This is a genomic window from Catellatospora coxensis, assembly GCF_016862635.1.
Classification (GTDB): Bacteria; Actinomycetota; Actinomycetes; order Mycobacteriales; family Micromonosporaceae; genus Catellatospora; species Catellatospora coxensis.
Genome location: NZ_BONI01000089.1, coordinates 17,567 through 34,761 on the forward strand (window position 1 = coordinate 17,567; position 17,195 = coordinate 34,761).

The 17,195-nt window shown below is 72.8% G+C and carries 16 protein-coding genes; 9 read left to right on the forward strand and 7 right to left on the reverse strand.

The genetic code is table 11. The annotated features are described in order from the left end of the window. Window positions 1–99: 99 nt before the first annotated feature. Together Cco03nite_RS35630 and dhaM are read right to left on the reverse strand one after the other, a co-directional pair. On the reverse strand, window positions 100–375 hold the full coding sequence (locus Cco03nite_RS35630) for an HPr family phosphocarrier protein (RefSeq protein WP_203698397.1): 276 nt from the start codon (window positions 373–375) through the stop codon (window positions 100–102). Beyond that, window positions 359–751: a dihydroxyacetone kinase phosphoryl donor subunit DhaM gene (gene dhaM, locus Cco03nite_RS35635; RefSeq protein WP_203698398.1), complete on the reverse strand. Its 393-nt coding sequence runs from the start codon at window positions 749–751 to the stop codon at window positions 359–361. The genes Cco03nite_RS35630 and dhaM overlap by 17 nt, the downstream gene beginning before the upstream one ends. A gap of 145 nt (window positions 752–896) precedes the next feature. Here dhaM and dhaK point away from each other — a divergent pair, with 145 nt between their 5' ends. The 7 genes from dhaK (at window position 897) to Cco03nite_RS35670 (ending at window position 9,953) form a co-directional block, all read left to right on the forward strand. Beyond that, a complete protein-coding gene (dhaK, locus tag Cco03nite_RS35640; RefSeq protein WP_203698399.1) occupies window positions 897–1,895 on the forward strand; it encodes a dihydroxyacetone kinase subunit DhaK in 999 nt (332 codons plus the stop codon). Beyond that, on the forward strand, window positions 1,896–2,537 hold the full coding sequence (dhaL, locus tag Cco03nite_RS35645) for a dihydroxyacetone kinase subunit DhaL (RefSeq protein ID WP_203698400.1): 642 nt from the start codon (window positions 1,896–1,898) through the stop codon (window positions 2,535–2,537). Further along, on the forward strand, window positions 2,534–4,126 hold the full coding sequence (locus Cco03nite_RS35650; protein ID WP_203698402.1) for a putative PEP-binding protein: 1,593 nt from the start codon (window positions 2,534–2,536) through the stop codon (window positions 4,124–4,126). The genes dhaL and Cco03nite_RS35650 overlap by 4 nt, the downstream gene beginning before the upstream one ends. A gap of 220 nt (window positions 4,127–4,346) precedes the next feature. Then, entirely contained in the window at window positions 4,347–5,213 is an 867-nt protein-coding gene (locus Cco03nite_RS35655) for an MIP/aquaporin family protein (protein ID WP_203698404.1), read from the forward strand. Between the two features lie 33 nt (window positions 5,214–5,246). Then, a complete protein-coding gene (gene glpK / locus Cco03nite_RS35660) occupies window positions 5,247–6,764 on the forward strand; it encodes a glycerol kinase GlpK (RefSeq protein ID WP_203698406.1) in 1,518 nt (505 codons plus the stop codon). 10 nt (window positions 6,765–6,774) lie between these two features. Then, window positions 6,775–8,475: a glycerol-3-phosphate dehydrogenase/oxidase gene (locus Cco03nite_RS35665; protein ID WP_203698408.1), complete on the forward strand. Its 1,701-nt coding sequence runs from the start codon at window positions 6,775–6,777 to the stop codon at window positions 8,473–8,475. Between the two features lie 38 nt (window positions 8,476–8,513). Beyond that, entirely contained in the window at window positions 8,514–9,953 is a 1,440-nt protein-coding gene (locus Cco03nite_RS35670) for a M1 family metallopeptidase (protein ID WP_239167927.1), read from the forward strand. Window positions 9,954–10,123: 170 nt separating this feature from the next. Here Cco03nite_RS35670 and Cco03nite_RS35675 read toward each other — a convergent pair whose 3' ends face one another. Together Cco03nite_RS35675 and Cco03nite_RS35680 are read right to left on the reverse strand one after the other, a co-directional pair. Further along, window positions 10,124–11,449: a chloride channel protein gene (locus Cco03nite_RS35675; RefSeq protein WP_203698412.1), complete on the reverse strand. Its 1,326-nt coding sequence runs from the start codon at window positions 11,447–11,449 to the stop codon at window positions 10,124–10,126. Window positions 11,450–11,502: 53 nt separating this feature from the next. Further along, window positions 11,503–12,417, reverse strand: a complete 915-nt coding sequence (locus Cco03nite_RS35680; RefSeq protein WP_203698414.1) for a DUF5996 family protein — start codon at window positions 12,415–12,417, stop codon at window positions 11,503–11,505. 71 nt (window positions 12,418–12,488) lie between these two features. Here Cco03nite_RS35680 and Cco03nite_RS35685 point away from each other — a divergent pair, with 71 nt between their 5' ends. Further along, window positions 12,489–13,238, forward strand: coding sequence for an AAA family ATPase (locus tag Cco03nite_RS35685; RefSeq protein ID WP_203698416.1), 750 nt, complete (start codon window positions 12,489–12,491; stop codon window positions 13,236–13,238). A 49-nt stretch (window positions 13,239–13,287) separates the two neighbouring features. Here the strand turns inward: Cco03nite_RS35685 and Cco03nite_RS35690 are convergent, their stop codons facing one another. Further along, window positions 13,288–13,530: a hypothetical protein gene (locus tag Cco03nite_RS35690; protein ID WP_203698418.1), complete on the reverse strand. Its 243-nt coding sequence runs from the start codon at window positions 13,528–13,530 to the stop codon at window positions 13,288–13,290. A 68-nt stretch (window positions 13,531–13,598) separates the two neighbouring features. Further along, window positions 13,599–14,264 (reverse strand): class I SAM-dependent methyltransferase, encoded by a 666-nt coding sequence (locus tag Cco03nite_RS35695; protein WP_203698420.1) that lies wholly within the window; start codon window positions 14,262–14,264, stop codon window positions 13,599–13,601. Between the two features lie 188 nt (window positions 14,265–14,452). Here Cco03nite_RS35695 and Cco03nite_RS35700 point away from each other — a divergent pair, with 188 nt between their 5' ends. Beyond that, window positions 14,453–14,656 carry a cold-shock protein gene (locus tag Cco03nite_RS35700; protein ID WP_144124622.1) on the forward strand — a complete coding sequence of 68 codons (204 nt, stop codon included), beginning with the start codon at window positions 14,453–14,455 and terminating at the stop codon, window positions 14,654–14,656. Window positions 14,657–14,726: 70 nt separating this feature from the next. Here the strand turns inward: Cco03nite_RS35700 and lon are convergent, their stop codons facing one another. Next, window positions 14,727–17,072, reverse strand: a complete 2,346-nt coding sequence (gene lon, locus Cco03nite_RS35705; protein WP_203698422.1) for an endopeptidase La — start codon at window positions 17,070–17,072, stop codon at window positions 14,727–14,729. Window positions 17,073–17,195 lie beyond the last annotated feature (123 nt).

The following is a 17,195-nucleotide window of genomic DNA, read 5'->3' on the forward strand; positions in this document are numbered from 1 at the left end:
GACGGACCCGCAGGTCACGATGGGTAACCCGTTAAGAAGGTGCCCTTGCACCACCTATAGCGATGGCAAGGTGCCCTTCCTTTCGGGGGTGCGCTTGGTTCAGGTGGTGGTGCGGAGGGCGGTGGCTACGGCTTCGGCGGCTTGGGGGGCGTCGGGGCCCGTGGCGCGGATGGTGACGGTCTCGCCGGCGGTCGCGCCGAGGGCGAGGAGGGCCAGGACGCCTCGGGCGTTGGCGGTCTTGGAGCCGTAGGCGATCTCGATGGTGCTGGTGAACCTGGCGGCGGTGACGACCACCTGGCCGGCGGGGCGGGCGTGCAGGTGGGCGGGCAGGACGACGGTGGTCTCGGCGATGGTGGTCTCAGAGCTTTCGGGCATGCCAGGCCTCCTCGGCGGCGTCGGCGACCGTGTCCAGGTCGGCGCCGGTGGCGGCGATGACGGCGGCGGCGACGGCTCCCTCGACGAAGGGGGCGTCGACCAGGCGGACCCCGGGGTCCGGGTGATCCTCCAGCAGGGCCTTCGCGGTGAGGACCGAGCTGCCCAGGTCGGGCAGGACGAGCACGCCCGCCCCGGAGCCCGCTTCGGCGATCGCGTCGCGGATCAGGTCGTACGAGGTGCCCAGGCCGCCGTCGTCGTCGCCGCCCGCGACGGTGACCGCGACGGCGTCGCCGGCCACCTGCCGCAGCAGCTCGCGCAGCCCGGCCGCCAGATCGGCGCTGTGCGAGACGAGGACCAGGCCAACGGTGCCGCTCATGTGGGGATGGTAGCCCGCGGACCGGTAAACCAGGCACACTGCGCCCGGTCGGGGCAGGATGGACGTATGACGCCCACCGGCGGCGCGACGGTCGCGTCCCCGGGCCGGATCGCGTGCCCGGAGACGCCGTGAAGGGAGCCCGGCCGTGAAGAAGTTCATCAACCACCCCGACGCGGTGGTCCGCGAGGCGCTGGTGGGGCTGGCCGCCGCCCACCCGGACCTGCGGGTGGACCTGGAACAGCAGATAGTGGTAAGCGCCGACGCGCCCCGGGCCGGCAAGGTCGGCCTGATCTCCGGCGGCGGGTCGGGCCACGAGCCGATGCACGCCGGTTTCGTGGGGCTGGGCATGCTCGACGCGGCCTGCCCCGGCGAGGTGTTCACCTCGCCCGTGCCCGATCAGATTCTCGCCGCGGCCAAGGCGGTCGACGGCGGGGCCGGGGTGGTGCACATCGTGAAGAACTACACCGGTGACGTCATGAACTTCCAGATGGCCGCGGAGCTGTCCGGGGACGAGGGCATCGAGGTGCAGTCGGTGCTGGTCGACGACGACGTCGCGGTCGAGGACTCCACCTGGACCGCGGGCCGGCGCGGCACCGGCGCGACGATGCTGGTCGAGAAGATCGCCGGGGCGCGGGCCGAGGAGGGCGCGGACGCCGCCACGGTCGCCGCGCTGGGCACTCGGGTCAACGAGGCCAGCGCCTCGTTCGCGATCGCGCTGAGCCCCTGCACCACGCCCGCCGCCGGGCGGCCCGGCTTCGAGCTGGGCGAGGACGAGATGGAGGTCGGCGTCGGCATCCACGGCGAGCCGGGCCGCCGCCGGGAGAAGCTGCGGCCGGCCCGCGAGATCGCCACGATGACCCTGGAGGCGATCCTCGCCGCGAAACCGGTCGCCGCGGGCGAGGACGCGATCGTGCTGATGAACGGGCTCGGCGCGACCCCGCTGATCGAGCTGTACCTGCTCTACGGCGAGTTCGCCGGGCTGCTGGAGTCGGCGGGGGTGCGCATCGCGCGCTGCCTCGTCGGCAACTACGTGACCAGCTTGGACATGGCCGGCATGTCGCTGACGGTGTGCCGGGCCGACCCGGAGCTGCTGCGGCTGTGGGACGCTCCGGTGCGCACCCCGGCCCTGCGGTGGGGGGTCTAGATGGACGTCGCGCTCGCCAAGGCCTGGCTGGACACCGCCGCGGACGCCATCGCGGCCCAGGCCGACCAGCTGACCACGCTGGACGCCGCGATCGGCGACTCCGACCACGGCGTGAACATGAACCGCGGGTTCGGGGCGGTGCGCACCGCGCTGGCGGGGGCCGCACCCGGCGGTGTCGGCGCGGTGTTCACGCTGGCCGGGTCGACGCTGGTGTCGAAGGTCGGCGGGGCGTCCGGGCCGCTGTACGGCAGCGCGCTGCGGGCGTTGGGCAAGTCGCTGCCGGAGGGGCCGGAGGTGGACGCGGCCGCGTTCGGGGCGGGTCTGCGGGCCGGGCTGGACGCGCTGCGCAAGCTGGGCGGGGCCGCGCCGGGCGACAAGACCATCGTGGACGCGTACCTGCCCGCGGTCGACGCCTACGACGCGGCGCTGCGCCAGCACGGCGGCGACGGTGACGGCGGGCTGGCCGCGGCCGCCCGGGCCGCCGCGCAGGCCGCTGCCGAGGGCATGCGGGCCACGGTGCCGCTGCAGGCCCGCAAGGGGCGGGCGTCCTATCTCGGCGAGCGCAGCATCGGGCACCAGGACCCGGGCGCCACCTCGACCTGGTTGATCTTCCAGGCCCTGGCCGACGCCGCCGCGCCATGAGGCCCGAGATCTACCCCGGGGTGGTGGGCGCGCCCGGCGTCGCGGTGGGCAGGCTGCGCCATCTGGCGTACGGGACCAACGGCGAATCGGCGACCGCCACGCCGGACCAGGTCGGGGCGGCGTTCGACGCGGTCGCGGCCCGGCTGCGCTGCACCGCGCAGAGCATGCGCGGGCGCGGCGCGAACGGCACGCCGGCCGACATCCTGGAGGCGACCGCGCTCATCGCCGACGATCCCGACCTGCGCGCCGCCGCGATCGGCGGGGTCGAGAACGGCACCCCGGCCGACCGGGCGGTGCTCGACGCGGCGGACCGGTACGCGAACGTGCTGGCCGCGCTGTCGGACCCGACCCTGGCGGCGCGGGCCGCCGACGTGCGCCAGATCGGCCGCCGCGTGGTCGAGCAGCTGCGGCTGGGGGCCGGTCCGCCGCCGGGGCCGGAGGACGAGCCGGTGATCCTGGTCGCCGAGGAGCTGGGCGCCGACGACCTGCTCGACCCGTCGGTGACCGTGGTGGGCGGGGTGTCCCGGCTGGGCGGGCCGAACGCGCACGTGGCGATCGTGGCGCGGGCGCTGGGGGTGCCGCTGCTGTTCGGGGTGAACGTGCCGGCGTCGTCGGCGGGCCGGGAGGCGGTGCTGGACGCGGTCGTGGCGACGCTGACCGTGTCACCGACGCCGCACCGGGTGGAGGCGGCCCGCCGGTCGGTCTCGGCGGCGCTGCGGCGGCGGGAGGAGCTGGCGGCGGGACGCGAGCAGCCCGCGGTGACCCGCGACGGCACCCCGGTGACACTGCTGGTCAACGTCTCGACCGCGGCGGACGCGGTGGCGGGCCTGGCCGCCGGGGCGCAGGGGTCCGGGCTGATCCGCACCGAGGTCGCCTTCCTGCACACCCGGCACTGGCCGACCCGGTCCGAGCACGCCGCGGCGCTGCGGCCGGTGCTGGCGGCGCTGGCCGGGCACCGGGCGACCGTGCGCACCCTCGACTTCGCACCGGACAAGCTGCCGCCGTTCCTGTGGGGGACCTCGTCGCGCCACCGCGGGCTGGAGCTGATGCTGGACGCCCCGCAGGCGCTGGCGGACCAGTTCGCGGCGATCCTCGACGAGGCCGACGGGGCCATGCTGCGGGTCATGATCCCGATGGTCGTCTCGGTGGCCCAGCTGGACCGCTGCCGCGAGCTGCTGAACGCGGCGGCCGCCGAGCGGGGCGTGCCGGCGCCGCCGCTGGGTGCGATGATCGAGCTGCCCGAGGCGGTGGCGGTGGTCGACGAGCTCGCGGCTGCGGCGGACTTCCTGTCGATCGGCAGCAACGACCTGACCGCCGCGCTGCTCGGGCTGGACCGGCGCGATCCGGCGCTGACGCCCGGCCGGATCGCCGACCCGGTGGTGCTGGCGGCGGTCGTGGCGGTGGTGCGGGCGGGTCGCCGGCACGACCGGGACGTGTCGGTGTGCGGCGACGCGGCGGGTGATCCGGCGCTGGTGCCGCTGCTGCTGTCGGCGGGCTGCCGGATCCTGTCGGCGGCGCCGACGGCGCTGGACGAGGTGCGGGCCGCGGTTCGTGACACGACGCTGGAGCCGGCCGGGCCGATGACATAAAACCCATTCAGTACGGATCACCCCCGACGAACGCATACCCGACAGCGGGTATCGGAGAGCGATCCAGGCGGGACGCGAATCGTTCTATGCTGGACACGTAGCGCGAGTGGATCACCGTTTCAGGTGGTCGGCGGCGGTTTTCCTGCCGCGACGGCACACGACGCACGAGCCGCACGGCCTCGCCGCCCCACCCGCGGACACCACTGGGGGGCGGACAGACATGGCAAGTTCCGGGACCGTAGAGAAACCGAAACCCACCGCGGGGCTGTGGCGCGAGCTGAGCGCCGAGTTCGCGGGCACGATGATCCTGATCCTGTTCGGCGTCGGCGTGGTGGCGCAGGTGGTCGCCGGTGGGCTGGGCGATCACGACAGCATCGCCTGGGCCTGGGGTCTGGGCGTCACGCTGGGCGTCTACACGGCCGCGCGGATCAGCGGCGCGCACATCAATCCGGCGGTGACCTTCTCCCTGGCGATCTTCAAAGGATTCCCCTGGGTGAAGGTCGTGCCCTACATCATCGCGCAGTTCCTCGGGGCCTTCGTGGCCGCGCTGATCGTGCGCTGGAACTACACCGAGATGCTGCACGCGGTCGATCCCGGCCTGACCATGAAGACGCAGGGTGTCTTCTCCACCCTGCCCGGCAACGGCTCGCTGCCGATCGACATCTGGGGCGCGTTCCGCGACCAGATCATCGGCACGGCGATCCTGCTGTTCATGGTGCTGGCGCTGACCGACCTGCTCAACCTGCCGCCGCTGGCCAACCTGGCCCCGCTGATGATCGGCCTGCTGGTGGTCGCGATCGGCATGGCCTGGGGCACCGCGGCCGGCTACGCGATCAACCCGGCCCGTGACTTCGGGCCCCGGCTGGCGTCTTATCTGACCGGTTACGAGTCCGCGTTCAGAGATCAGTATGGGAATCTCTATTTCTGGGTGCCGATCCTCGGGCCGCTGATCGGCGGGCCGCTGGGCGCCTGGCTGTACCACCTCCTGATCGGCCGGCACCTCACGCCCGAGCAGGTGGAAGAGGCCGAGACGCCGGTCGGCACGGTCGGCGTGAAGGAGTCCGGCACGCAGGTCAACGACGCGTGAGCAGGCCGAGCACGTTCAGGGAGAGGACGCGAGATGGCTGACTTCGTGGGAGCGATCGATCAGGGGACGACGAGCACCCGGTTCATGATCTTCGACCGGGGCGGCAACGAGGTCGGCAAGCACCAGCTGGAGCACAAGCAGTACCTGCCGCAGGCGGGCTGGGTGGAGCACAACCCGCTGGAGATCTGGGAGCGGACCAGCGCCGTGATCCGTACGGCGCTGGCCCAGCGCAAGCTGCAGGCGGCCGACCTGGCCGCGGTCGGCATCACCAACCAGCGGGAGACCACCGTGGTGTGGGACCGGCGGACCGGCCGGCCCTACTACAACGCGATCGTGTGGCAGGACACCCGCACCGACCGCATCGCCGCGGCGCTGGACCGCGACGGGCGCGGCGACACCATCCGGCGCAAGGCGGGGCTGCCGCCCGCGACGTACTTCTCCGGCGGCAAGATCCAGTGGATCCTGGAGAACGTCGACGGCGTACGCGAGGCCGCCAACCGCGGGGACGCGATCTTCGGCAACACCGACACCTGGACACTCTGGAACCTCACCGGCGGAGCCGACGGCGGGGTGCACATCACCGACGTGACCAACGCCAGCCGCACCATGCTGATGAACCTGGAGACGCTCGACTGGGACGACGAGCTGCTGTCGTTCTTCGACATCCCGCGCGGGATGCTGCCGGAGATCCGCCCGTCGTCGGACCCGTCGCTGTACGGCAAGACCAGGGCCAACGGCCCGTTCGCCGGTGAGGTCGCGCTGCCGGCCTCGCTCGGCGACCAGCAGGCGGCCACGGTCGGGCAGGTGTGCTTCTCGCCCGGCGAGGCCAAGAACACCTACGGCACCGGCAACTTCATGCTGCTCAACACCGGCACCGAGCTGGTGCGCTCCAAGTCGGGCCTGCTCACCACGGTCTGCTACAAGTTCGGCGACGAACCCGCGGTGTACGCCCTGGAAGGCTCCATCGCGGTGACCGGCTCGGCCATCCAGTGGCTGCGCGACCAGCTCGGCATCATCAGCGGCGCGGCGCAGAGCGAGTCGCTGGCCCGGCAGGTCGAGGACAACGGCGGCATCTACTTCGTGCCCGCGTTCTCCGGCCTGTTCGCGCCGTACTGGCGCTCCGACGCCCGCGGTGTGATCGTGGGCCTGTCCCGGTTCAACACCAACGCGCACCTGGCGCGGGCCGCGCTGGAGGCGATCTGCTACCAGTCGCGCGACGTGGTCGAGGCGATGGAGAAGGACTCCGGGGTCCGGCTGGACTTCCTCAAGGTCGACGGCGGCATCACCGCGAACAAGCTGTGCATGCAGCTGCAGGCCGACATCCTCAACGTGCCGGTGAGCAAGCCGGTGGTCGCCGAGACCACGGCGCTGGGCGCGGCGTACGCGGCCGGGCTCGCCGTCGGCTTCTGGCAGAACACCGACCAGCTGCGCGAGCAGTGGCACGAGGACCAGCGCTGGCTGCCGACGTGGACCGACGAGCAGCGCGAAGAGGGGTACCAGGGTTGGAAGAAGGCCGTCGAGCGGACCCTGAACTGGGTCGAGGTCGGGTAAGGGGCCACCGATGGACGTCGTCGCGCTTTCCGCTGAGTCGCGCCGTCAGGCGCTGGCCGACATGGCCGCTCGTGAGCTGGACATCCTGGTGATCGGCGGGGGCGTGGTCGGCGCCGGCGCGGCGCTGGACGCGGTCACCCGGGGTCTGACGACGGGCCTGGTCGAGGCGCGGGACTGGGCCTCGGGCACGTCCAGCCGGTCCAGCAAGCTGATCCACGGCGGCCTGCGCTACCTGGAGATGCTGGACTTCGGGCTGGTCGCCGAGGCGTTGAAGGAACGGGCGCTGCTGCTCACCCGCCTCGCCCCGCACCTGGTCAAGCCGGTGAAGTTCCTGTACCCGCTGACGCACCGGGTGTGGGAGCGGCCGTACGTCGGCTCGGGCGTGCTGCTGTACGACACGATGGGTCTGGGCACCGGCAGCGGCCGCGGGGTGCCGCACCACCGGCACCTGAGCCACCGGCGGGCGCTGCGCGAGGCCCCGTGCCTGAAGAAGGCGTCGCTGGTCGGCGCGGTGCAGTACTGGGACGGGCAGGTCGACGACGCCCGGCACACCATGACCGTGGTGCGCACCGCGGCGTCGTACGGGGCGATGGTCGCCAACCGGGCCCGGATCACCGAGTTCCTGCGCGAGGGCGAGCGCGTCGTCGGCGCGACGGTCGAGGACGTGCTCAGCGGCGAGACGTACGACATCCGCGCCCAGCAGGTGATCAACGCGACCGGCGTGTGGACCGACGAGACGCAGCGCATGGCCGACACCCGCGGGCAGTTCCACGTGCGCGCGTCCAAGGGCGTGCACCTGCTGGTGCCGCGCGACCGCATCCAGTCGCGCACCGGGCTGATCCTGCGCACCGAGAAGAGCGTGCTGTTCGTGATCCCGTGGGGCCGGCACTGGATCGTCGGCACCACCGACACGGACTGGAAGCTGGACCTGGCCCATCCGGCGGCGACCGCGCACGACATCAAGTACATCCTGGACCACGTGAACTCGGTGCTGGTCACCAAGCTGACCACGGCCGACGTGGAGGGCGTGTACGCCGGGCTGCGCCCGCTGCTGGCCGGGGAGTCCGAGGAGACCAGCAAGCTGTCCCGCGAGCACCTGGTCGGGCACCCGGTGCCGGGGCTCGTGGTGATCGCGGGCGGCAAGTACACGACGTACCGGGTGATGGGCAAGGACGCCGTCGACGAGGCGGTGCGCAGCCTGGACCAGCGGGTGCCGGAGTCGATGACGCACGAGGTGCCGCTGGCCGGGGCCGAGGGCTACAAGGTGCTGTGGAACCGGCGGCACCTGCTGGCGCAGGAGTCGGGGCTGCACGTGGTGCGCATCGAGCACCTGCTCAACCGGTACGGCTCGATGATCCACGAGTTGCTGCGGCTGGTCGCCGACGATCCGTCCCTGGCCGAGCCGCTGCCCGGCGCGGACGACTACCTGGGCGCGGAGGCGGTGTACGCGGCGTCGCACGAGGGCGCGCTGCACGTCGACGACGTGCTGGCCCGGCGCACCCGGGCGTCCATCGAGACCTGGTCGCGCGGGGTGCAGGCGGCCCCGACCGTGGCCCGGCTGATGGGCGGGGTGCTGGGCTGGTCGGACAAGGAGATCGAGCAGGAGATCGAGGTCTACACGGCACGGGTGCAGGCCGAGCGGCAGTCGCAGCAGGAGCCCGACGACGAGTCCGCCGAGGAGGTTCGGCTGGCTGCACCCGATCTTGGTTGAGCACGCTCTAATGTGATTTCATGCGAATCGTCCCAGTAGTGCGTGATATCAGGATTTGGAGTGCCGGGCTGCTGGTGGGCGCACTGCTGCTGGGCGGGTGCACCGGCTCGCCGCCGCCCGCGCAGCCGGGGCCGATGGGACTCGAACCCGGCCTGGAGGCCGACACCCCGGCCGAAGTGGACCTCGCCGGGGTCGGCGACCCGTACTTCCCGAACTACGGCAACGGCGGTTACGACGTCGCGTCGTACGCGCTGAAGGTCAAGTTCGATCCGGCCGCCGGCCGGCTCGACGGCACCGCCACCGTCAAGGCCAAGGCCACCGTGCCGCTGGACCGCTTCCACCTCGACCTGATTGGCCTCACCGTGGACTCCGTGGTGGTCGAGGGCGACCCCGCCGAGGTCAAGCGCGACCGCGACGAGCTGGTCATCACGCCGAGCAGGCACATCGACTCGGGGCAGGCGTTCACCGCGGTGGTGAGGTACCACGGCAACCCGGGGGAGAGCCCCGAGCGCGACGCCGAGCACAACGGCTTCTACGTCGGGCGCGACAGCGCCGTCGCGATCGGCGAGCCGCAGTCCGCGGCGGCCTGGTTCCCGGTCAACGACCACCCGCGCGACAAGGCCCTCTACACCATCGACGTGACCGTGCCGAACAAGCTCAGCGGGCTGAGCAACGGCGTGCTCAAGGGCAAGAAGACCGACGGCGACTGGACCACCTGGAGCTGGGACGTCACCTCGCCGATGGCGTCCTACCTGGCCACCATGGTCGTCGGGGAGTACCGGGTGACGCAGAGCCTGCACCGGGGCAAGCCGGTGGTCTACGCGGTGGCGTCGAGCGTCCCGGTGGGCGAGGCCGACCGCAACCTGGCCCGCACCACCGAGGTCGCCGACTTCCTGGAGAGCCTGTTCGGGCCGTACCCGTTCGACGCGTACGGCGGCATCGTGGTCGGCGACAACCGGGTCTCCGACGAGCTGGAGAACCAGACCCGCCCCCTGTACCTGCCCAAGACCTGGGCGAAGGGGCCGGACACGATCATCCTGGCGCACGAGCTGGCGCACCAGTGGTTCGGCGACAGCGTCTCGGTGCAGTCCTGGCGCGACATGTGGCTCAACGAGGGCTTCGCGACGTACGCCGAGTGGCTGTGGGACGAGCACCAGGGCGGGCGTACCGTGCAGGAGCACTACGACCGGCGCTACCGCGACCGCAAGGACCGGATGTGGCGGGTGCCGACCGCCGACCCGGGCAGCGACGGCATCTTCTCCAGCAGCGTCTACGAGCGCGGCGCGATGACCCTGCACGCGCTGCGCAAGCTGGTCGGCGACGACAAGTTCTTCACCATCATGCGTACCTGGACCGCCGAGCAGCGCGACGGCAACGCCAGCACCGCCGAGTTCGTCACCCTCGCCGAACGCGTCGCGGGCCGCCCCCTGACCGCGTTCTTCCAACCCTGGCTCTACGGCAAGACCCGCCCCGAGTGACCGACCCGGCCCCGGGGCAGCTGGTCCGAGCACCCGCCTTGTCATAGACGTTGGCCTATCACATCGAATCCGAGACGCGTTTTTTCGATGTGATAGGCCAACGTCGATCGTGCGGGGGGCGGGGGCGGGGCGGGGGGCGAGTGGGGTGGCGAAGGGTGGGGGAGGCGAGGTCAGGGGGTGAGGGGGGCTCGGTTGAGGCCGTGTTCGGCCAGTTGTTCGGTCATGTAGGCGACGACGGTGGCGATGAGGACGACGGGGGTCATCGCGAAGCCGAGGGGGCCGAGCAGGAGCACGACCAGGACCACGGCGCTGACGGGCAGCGGGAGCATGGCCACGGTGGCGGCGGCCATGCCGGCGGCCATCGCGGGGACCGCGCCGAAGCCGGGCAGCGGGCCGGCCAGCACGCCGAGCACGCCGCCCAGGCTCACGGCGGGGAAGATGGGGCCGCCGCGCAGGGCCGCCAGGGACAGGGCGTAGCCGAGTCCCTTGAACACGACCAGGGCCAGCAGGGCCGCCTCGGGCCAGGCGCGGGGGTCGGCGGCCAGGGCGGCGAGGGTCTGCTGGCCCGACAGCGCCACCTCGGCCGGGGAACGACCCGTGAGCAGGGAGTACGCGGCGGCGCAGGCGCCCACGCCGAGCGCCGCCAGCACGGTGACCGGCAGCGGCCGGGCGGCGACGCGGGCGGCGAGCTGCTTGGCGAGGCCGCGTACCAGCCGGATGCCGAACGCCGCGGCGACCGCGAGCGGCAGCGCCCACAGCAGGTCGCCGATGTCGGGCCGGACGGCGCTGCCGGGCGGGATGGGCAGCGTCAGCGAGCCGATGGGCAGGCCGGACCACAGCCCGATCCCGGTGAACACGATCGAGCCGACGCCCGCCGCCAGCAGGCAGGGGAGCACCACCGCCGACAGGGCCGCGCCGCTGAGCTGCACCATCTCGATCAGCAGCACGGCCGCGACGATGGGCGAGCCGAAGATCGCGGCGATCGCCGACGCCGCGCCGGCGCCGCTGACGATGAGGGCGCGCCGGTTGCCGGGGGAGATGCCGAACGCGTGCGCGGCCAGCAGGGCCAGCCCGCCGCCACCGGCGATGAGCGGGGCCTCCGGGCCGAGCACCGCGCCCAGCGGCAGGCTGATCAGCGCGGCGACCAGCACCCAGGGCAGCTCCGCGGCGGTCGGCGGCGGGCCGCCCATACCGTCGACGGGGGTGTGCCCGCCGCGCCCGGGCGCCCGGCGGGCGACCGCGCCGACGCCGACGCCGGCCAGCGCCAGCAGGGGCAGCGGCCACCACCAGGGCGGCTGGTCGCCGCCGGTGAGCGCCTGCGGGATGGTGTGCCAGACCTCGTGCTCGGCCGCGTGCAGCAGCGCCAGGAATCCGAACGCGATCAGCGACACCGGCACACCGACCAGCCCGGCGATGCCGAGCACGCGCAGGTACTCGGGGTGCCTGATGAGTTCGAGCGCGCGGTCCCGGGTCTGCTGCGGGGACAATTCCGACATGTCATCACGCTAGGCGCTGGGCCACCCGCGCGGGCGCGGATGGCACGCGCGGGTCAGGCCGCGACCGGGACCTCCAGGGCGTGGCGGTCCCAGTTGGCCAGCTCGGCGTCGGCCTCGTAGGTGCACTGCAGGAACGTCAGCAGGGTCGCGTCCGGATCGTCGGCGGTGCGCACCACCTCGTACGGCAGCAGGAACTCGCCCAGCTCCGTGTCGTAGCGGGCCCGCTCGGGCGAGATCGGCCAGTCGCGGAATCCGGGCGGCTCGGGGTAGGCGTACGCGTAGAACGCGCCCTCCGCGCCGCCGCCCGGCCAGTAGCCGCAGCTGCTCACCTCGTGGTCGTAGGCCAGCCGGCTGACCCGGTCGGGGCAGTTGGGCACCCCGCCCGGATGCTGCGGGGCGGTCTCCCCGGAGAAGCGGGTCACCGCCAGGTCCAGCGCGCCCCAGAACAGGTGCACGGGGCTGACCTTGCCCTGGAAGCGGGCCCGGAACGCGGTGAACACCCGGTGCATCTGCACCGTCGCCAGCCAGAACCGGTGGGCGTACTCCGGGTCGTACGCGCAGTGCTGCTCGTCCTGCGCGAACGGGATGGCCACCGGGATCTCCACCGGGCGGGCCATGATGTCGACGGGCATGCCGAGCGAGTCCAGGGACTGCATCACGGCCGCGTAGAAGTCGGCGACGCTGCGCGGGCGCAACTCCACCTCGCGGCGCTCGCCGCCGGTCGTGTGCAGGTCGAGCACGTGCCGCTGGAAGTCGAACGTGATCTCCAGCCCGGCCGATCCATAGGGCATCAGCGACGTGGTGAAGCCGCGTACGTCCACGTAGAGGGGTACCTGCCACCACTGGTTGATCATGGGTTCGAGCGCGAGCCGTACCTTGCCCACCACCTGGGTCCACATGTGCAGGGTGTCCCGCGTGTCCTTCCACTCGGCCAGCGGCAACGCCGGCCAGACTCCCTTGCTGGTCATGGTCTCAGCATGCCGGAGCCTCGCCGGGCGCGGCGGCTGTTCCGCCGGGCTCGCGGCGTTACCGTCGGGGGATGGCGAAGGCGGGCGGCGGGTTCCTGCGCTGGGTGGAGCTGGACGACGCCGGGGCGGACGCCCGGGCGTACCCGTTCTCGCTGCCGGTGGTGGCGGGGCTGCGCAAGGCCGGGCGGCTGGAGCTGGACCCGAAGGTGACGTTCCTCGTCGGCGACAACGGCACCGGCAAGTCGACCCTGGTCGAGGCGATCGCGGTGGCGGCCGGGTTCAACCCGGAGGGCGGCTCGCAGAACTTCCACTTCGCCACCCGGGCCAGCGAGTCGGTGCTCGGCGAGCACCTGACGCTGGTGCGCGGGCTGCGCAAGCCGCGCACCGGGTTCTTCCTGCGGGCGGAGTCGTTCTACAACGTCGCCACCGAGATCGAGCGGCTGGCCGTGCAGGGCTCCTACGGCGGGCGCAACCTGCACGAGCGCTCGCACGGCGAGTCGTTCCTGGACCTGGTCACGTACCGGTTCGGACCGCAAGGGCTGTACCTGCTGGACGAGCCGGAGGCGGCGCTGTCGGTGTACGGCTGCCTGGCGGTCATCGCGCGGATCCAGGAGCTGGCCGGGCAGGGTTCGCAGTTCGTGATCGCGACCCACTCGCCGATCCTGCTGGCCGTGCCCGGGGCGCGCATCCTGCAACTGGACAGCGGCGGCGGGATCACGCCCGTCGGGTTCGACGAGGCCGAACCGGTCGCGCTGACCCGCTCGTTCCTCGCCGAGCCGCAGGTGTACCTGCATCACCTGCTGTCCGGGCAGGACGGCTGACCGCCACGGCCGCGCGCCGACCGGCCCGTCCGGGGCGGCGGCCGGTGCGTCAGTCCAGCCAGAGCCCGATCAGCCCGGCCACGCCGATCACCGCGCCGAGGACCGCGAAGACCGCGCCGCCGCGACGCTCCTCGACCCGGGACGGATTGGCCGGTCGGCGTGCACGCCACAGCAGCCAGCCGCCGATCGCGAGCATGGCCAGGCCGAGCCAGGGCACCGTGCCGGGCGACATGGGATCCAGGGCGCGGGCGGGCGAGCCGTCCAGGGGCGGGAGCGAGGGCGAGCGCAGCACGCGGCAAGGCTAGCGGGCCCGAGCCAGCCGGTCGCCGCCGCCGGCCGTGCGGCGGCCGAGCCGGCTGCTCAGCCGCCGAGCTGGAACACGTTGATCCGGCTCAGCTGGGAGTCGATGAAGGTCAGCGCGCTGCCGGCGTCGTAGGTGGCGACCTGGACCAGCTCGGCGGTGGGCAGGAAGTCCCGGCCGGGGTCGCCGACGAGCACCCGGGCGCCGCGGTCGGCGGCCCGGCGCAGGAACGGCAGCACCCGCGCGGCCATCTCGTCGCTGTAGAAGACGTCGCCGGCCAGCACGAGGTCGGCGTCGCCGCCGTCGCCGTCGAGCAGGTCGCCCTGTCGGCCTGTCACGGTCACCCCGTTGGCCCGCGCGTTGAGCGCGACCGCGGCGATGGCGTACGGGTCGATGTCGTTGGCGGTGACGGTGGCCGCCCCGGCCAGCCCGGCGGCGATCCCGGCGAGGCCGGAGCCCGCGGCGAGGTCGAGCACCCGGCGTCCGCGGGCCACCTCGGGGTGGTCGAGCACGTACCGCGCGACGCCCTGCCCGCCGGCCCAGGCCGAGGCCCAGTACGGGGTGGGCATGGCGCGTCCGGCCTCGGCCTCCATCCGGGCCCACCACACGATCGCGTCGACCGCGAGGTGCAGGCGGATCTCGGGCACGAGGGGCACCGGGGTCAGGCTCAGCCGGTCGAGTCCGTCACTCTGCGCCGGTAGCGTTTTGTCCTGAAGGTCATGCATTGCGTAATCAACGCGACCTGTCACCGGCCCAGCATGCCCGATCCGGCGCTCCAACGGTCGCAGAATCGCCCTGTTCGTCGGCAAAAGTCATCCTTCCCGTACCTGGCGCGCTAGGGTCAGCGGTTGTGGGGCAATAGCCGCGCCGCGCAGTGCGGTGCGGGGCAGTCGACGGCCCCTGAGAGGGATTCATGGCAACCGGCACCGTCAAGTGGTTCAACGCTGAGAAGGGCTTCGGCTTCATCGAGCAGGACGGCGGGGGTGCGGACGTGTTCGTCCACTACTCCGCCATCTCCGGTGGCGGATACCGCGAGCTCCAGGAGGGCCAGCAGGTCGAGTTCGAGGTCACCCAGGGCCAGAAGGGCCCGCAGGCGGCTAACGTCCACCCGCTCTGATCAGTGCAGCAAAGGGCGTCCCCGCCACCGTACAGGTGGCGGGGACGCCCTTTCCGTCCACCCCCGAGGGTCACGCCCCGGCCAGGGCGGGCTCGGCCGGACTGGCCGGAGCCGCCACCTCGGGCTCGACCGGCCGCAGGGCCAGTGCCAGCACGTCGGCGACATCGGACAGCACGTGGATCGTCAGACCCTCGCGCACGTCCGCGGGCACGTCGTCCAGATCGGGCTCGTTGCGAGCCGGGATGATCACCTCGGTGAGGCCCGCCCGGTGCGCCGCCAGCAGCTTCTGCTTGACGCCGCCGATGGGCAGCACCCGCCCGTTCAGGGTGACCTCGCCGGTCATCCCGAACTCCGGCCGGACCGGACGTCCGGACGCGAGCGACGCCAGGGCGGTGACCATGGTGATGCCGGCGCTCGGGCCGTCCTTGGGCACCGCGCCCGCGGGCACGTGCAGGTGGATCCGCCGCCCTGCCAGCGCGTTGGGGTCCAGCCCCAGCTTGCGGCCGTGCGAGCGCAGGTACGACAGCGCGATGTGCGCCGACTCCTTCATCACGTCGCCGAGCTGGCCGGTCAGGGTCAGCCCCGGCTCGCCGTCCATCGAGGTCGCCTCGATGAACAGCACGTCGCCGCCGGCGCCGGTGACCGCGAGTCCGGTCGCGACACCGGGCGTCGCCGTACGCTCCGCCGACTCCGGCGTGAACCGGGGACGGCCCAGGAACTCCTTCAGGTTGCCCTCGTCGACCTGCACCTGCGCGCTGTCGCCCGCCTGCTTGACGGCGACCTTGCGCAGGATGCGGGCCAGGGCGCGCTCCAGCTGGCGTACGCCCGCCTCACGGGTGTGCTCGGCGGCGATCGCGCCCAGCGCGCCGTCGCTGACCGACACCTCGTCGGCGGTCAGGCCGGCCCGGTCGAGCTGCCGGGGCAGCAGGTGGTCCCGGGCGATGGCGACCTTCTCCCGCTCGGTGTAGCCGTCCAGGGTGACCAGCTCCATCCGGTCCAGCAGCGGGCCGGGGATCGTCTCCACCACGTTCGCGGTGGCCAGGAACAGCACGTCGGACAGGTCGAGGTCGACTTCCAGGTAGTGGTCCCGGAAGGTGTGGTTCTGCGCCGGGTCGAGGACCTCCAGCAGGGCCGCGGCCGGGTCGCCGGCGTACCCCGCGGAGATCTTGTCGACCTCGTCCAGCAGCACCACCGGGTTCATCGAACCCGCCTCGCGCAGCGCCCGGACCAGGCGGCCCGGCAGCGCGCCGACGTAGGTGCGCCGGTGGCCGCGGATCTCCGCCTCGTCGCGCACGCCGCCCAGCGACACCCGGACGAACTTGCGCCCGAGCGCCCGCGCGACCGACTCGCCGAGGCTGGTCTTGCCCACCCCGGGCGGACCCGCCAGGGCCAGCACCGCGCCGGAGCCGCGCCCGCCGACCTGCTCCAGGTTGCGGGCCGCGCGGCGGTTGCGCACCGCCAGGTACTCCAGGATGCGGTCCTTGACGTCGTCGAGGCCCGCGTGGTCGGCGTCCAGCACCGCCCGCGCCGCGGCGAGGTCGGTGTTGTCGTCGGTACGCACGTTCCACGGCATCTCCAGCACCGTGTCCAGCCAGGTGCGGATCCAGCTCGTCTCCGGGGACGCGTCGCTGGCCCGCTCCAGCTTGCCGACCTCGCGCATCGCCGCTTCCCGCACCTTCTCGGGCAGGTCGGCGGCCTCGACGCGGGACCGGTAGTCGGCCGAGCCCTCGGGCTCGTCCTCACCCAGCTCCTTGCGGATCGCGGCCAGCTGCTGGCGCAGCAGGAACTCGCGCTGGGACTTCTCCAGCCCCTCGCGCACCTCGCTGTTGATCTTCTCGGAGACCTCCTGCTCGGCCGCGTGCTCGCGCGCCCAGCCGACCAGCAGCTCCAGCCGCGCCGTCACGTCCGGCGAGCCGAGCAGCTCCACCTTCTGCGCCAGGGTCAGCCACGGGGCGTACCCGGCCGAGTCGGCCAGCTCGCTCAGGTCGGTCATCCGCTCGACCGCGTCGATGATCTGCCACGCGCCGCGCTGCTGCAGCTCGGCGGTGACCAGCGCCTTGTACTCGCGGGCCAGCTCCTTGGCGCGGCCGGCCGGTTCCGGCTCGGCGACCAGGGTCGCCTCGACCCACAGCGCCGCGCCGGGTCCGGGCACGCCGGAGCCGATCCGGGCCCGGGTCACACCGCGCAGCACGGCGGCACGCTCGCCGCTGGGCAGGCGGCCGACCTTCTCGATCACGGCGGTCACACCGTACGAGCCGTACTCGCCGTCCAGCCGCGGCACGGCCAGCACGGTCTTGTCACCGGACGCCCGCGCCGCGTCGATCGCGGCCTGGGTGTCCGGCTGGAGCGCCACCGCCACCACGTTGCCGGGCAGTAGAACGGCGTCGTCCAGGGGAAGAACGGGGAGTGTGGTCATCGTCGACACCTGCCATTCTGAACTTGAGTCTTACCCACTCAAGTCCAGGACGACCTTGGTTGTTCCCTCAACCAACCCCTGTGACCCACACCACTCCGGCCTCAAGCGTTTCGCCAAGATCGT

What these genes read in the sequence shown, in the direction of transcription:
- Cco03nite_RS35700 (WP_144124622.1), top strand. Translation starts at nt 14,453, where the DNA reads ATGGCAACCGGCACCGTCAAGTGGTTCAACGCTGAGAAGGGCTTCGGC.
- dhaM (WP_203698398.1), bottom strand. Translation starts at nt 751, where the DNA reads ATGAGCGGCACCGTTGGCCTGGTCCTCGTCTCGCACAGCGCCGATCTG.
- Cco03nite_RS35655 (WP_203698404.1), top strand. Translation starts at nt 4,347, where the DNA reads ATGGCAAGTTCCGGGACCGTAGAGAAACCGAAACCCACCGCGGGGCTG.
- Cco03nite_RS35675 (WP_203698412.1), bottom strand. Translation starts at nt 11,449, where the DNA reads ATGTCGGAATTGTCCCCGCAGCAGACCCGGGACCGCGCGCTCGAACTC.
- Cco03nite_RS35630 (WP_203698397.1), bottom strand. Translation starts at nt 375, where the DNA reads ATGCCCGAAAGCTCTGAGACCACCATCGCCGAGACCACCGTCGTCCTG.
- Cco03nite_RS35650 (WP_203698402.1), top strand. Translation starts at nt 2,534, where the DNA reads ATGAGGCCCGAGATCTACCCCGGGGTGGTGGGCGCGCCCGGCGTCGCG.
- Cco03nite_RS35680 (WP_203698414.1), bottom strand. Translation starts at nt 12,417, where the DNA reads ATGACCAGCAAGGGAGTCTGGCCGGCGTTGCCGCTGGCCGAGTGGAAG.
- Cco03nite_RS35665 (WP_203698408.1), top strand. Translation starts at nt 6,775, where the DNA reads ATGGACGTCGTCGCGCTTTCCGCTGAGTCGCGCCGTCAGGCGCTGGCC.
- dhaL (WP_203698400.1), top strand. Translation starts at nt 1,896, where the DNA reads ATGGACGTCGCGCTCGCCAAGGCCTGGCTGGACACCGCCGCGGACGCC.
- glpK (WP_203698406.1), top strand. Translation starts at nt 5,247, where the DNA reads ATGGCTGACTTCGTGGGAGCGATCGATCAGGGGACGACGAGCACCCGG.
- lon (WP_203698422.1), bottom strand. Translation starts at nt 17,072, where the DNA reads ATGACCACACTCCCCGTTCTTCCCCTGGACGACGCCGTTCTACTGCCC.
- Cco03nite_RS35695 (WP_203698420.1), bottom strand. Translation starts at nt 14,264, where the DNA reads ATGCATGACCTTCAGGACAAAACGCTACCGGCGCAGAGTGACGGACTC.
- Cco03nite_RS35685 (WP_203698416.1), top strand. Translation starts at nt 12,489, where the DNA reads ATGGCGAAGGCGGGCGGCGGGTTCCTGCGCTGGGTGGAGCTGGACGAC.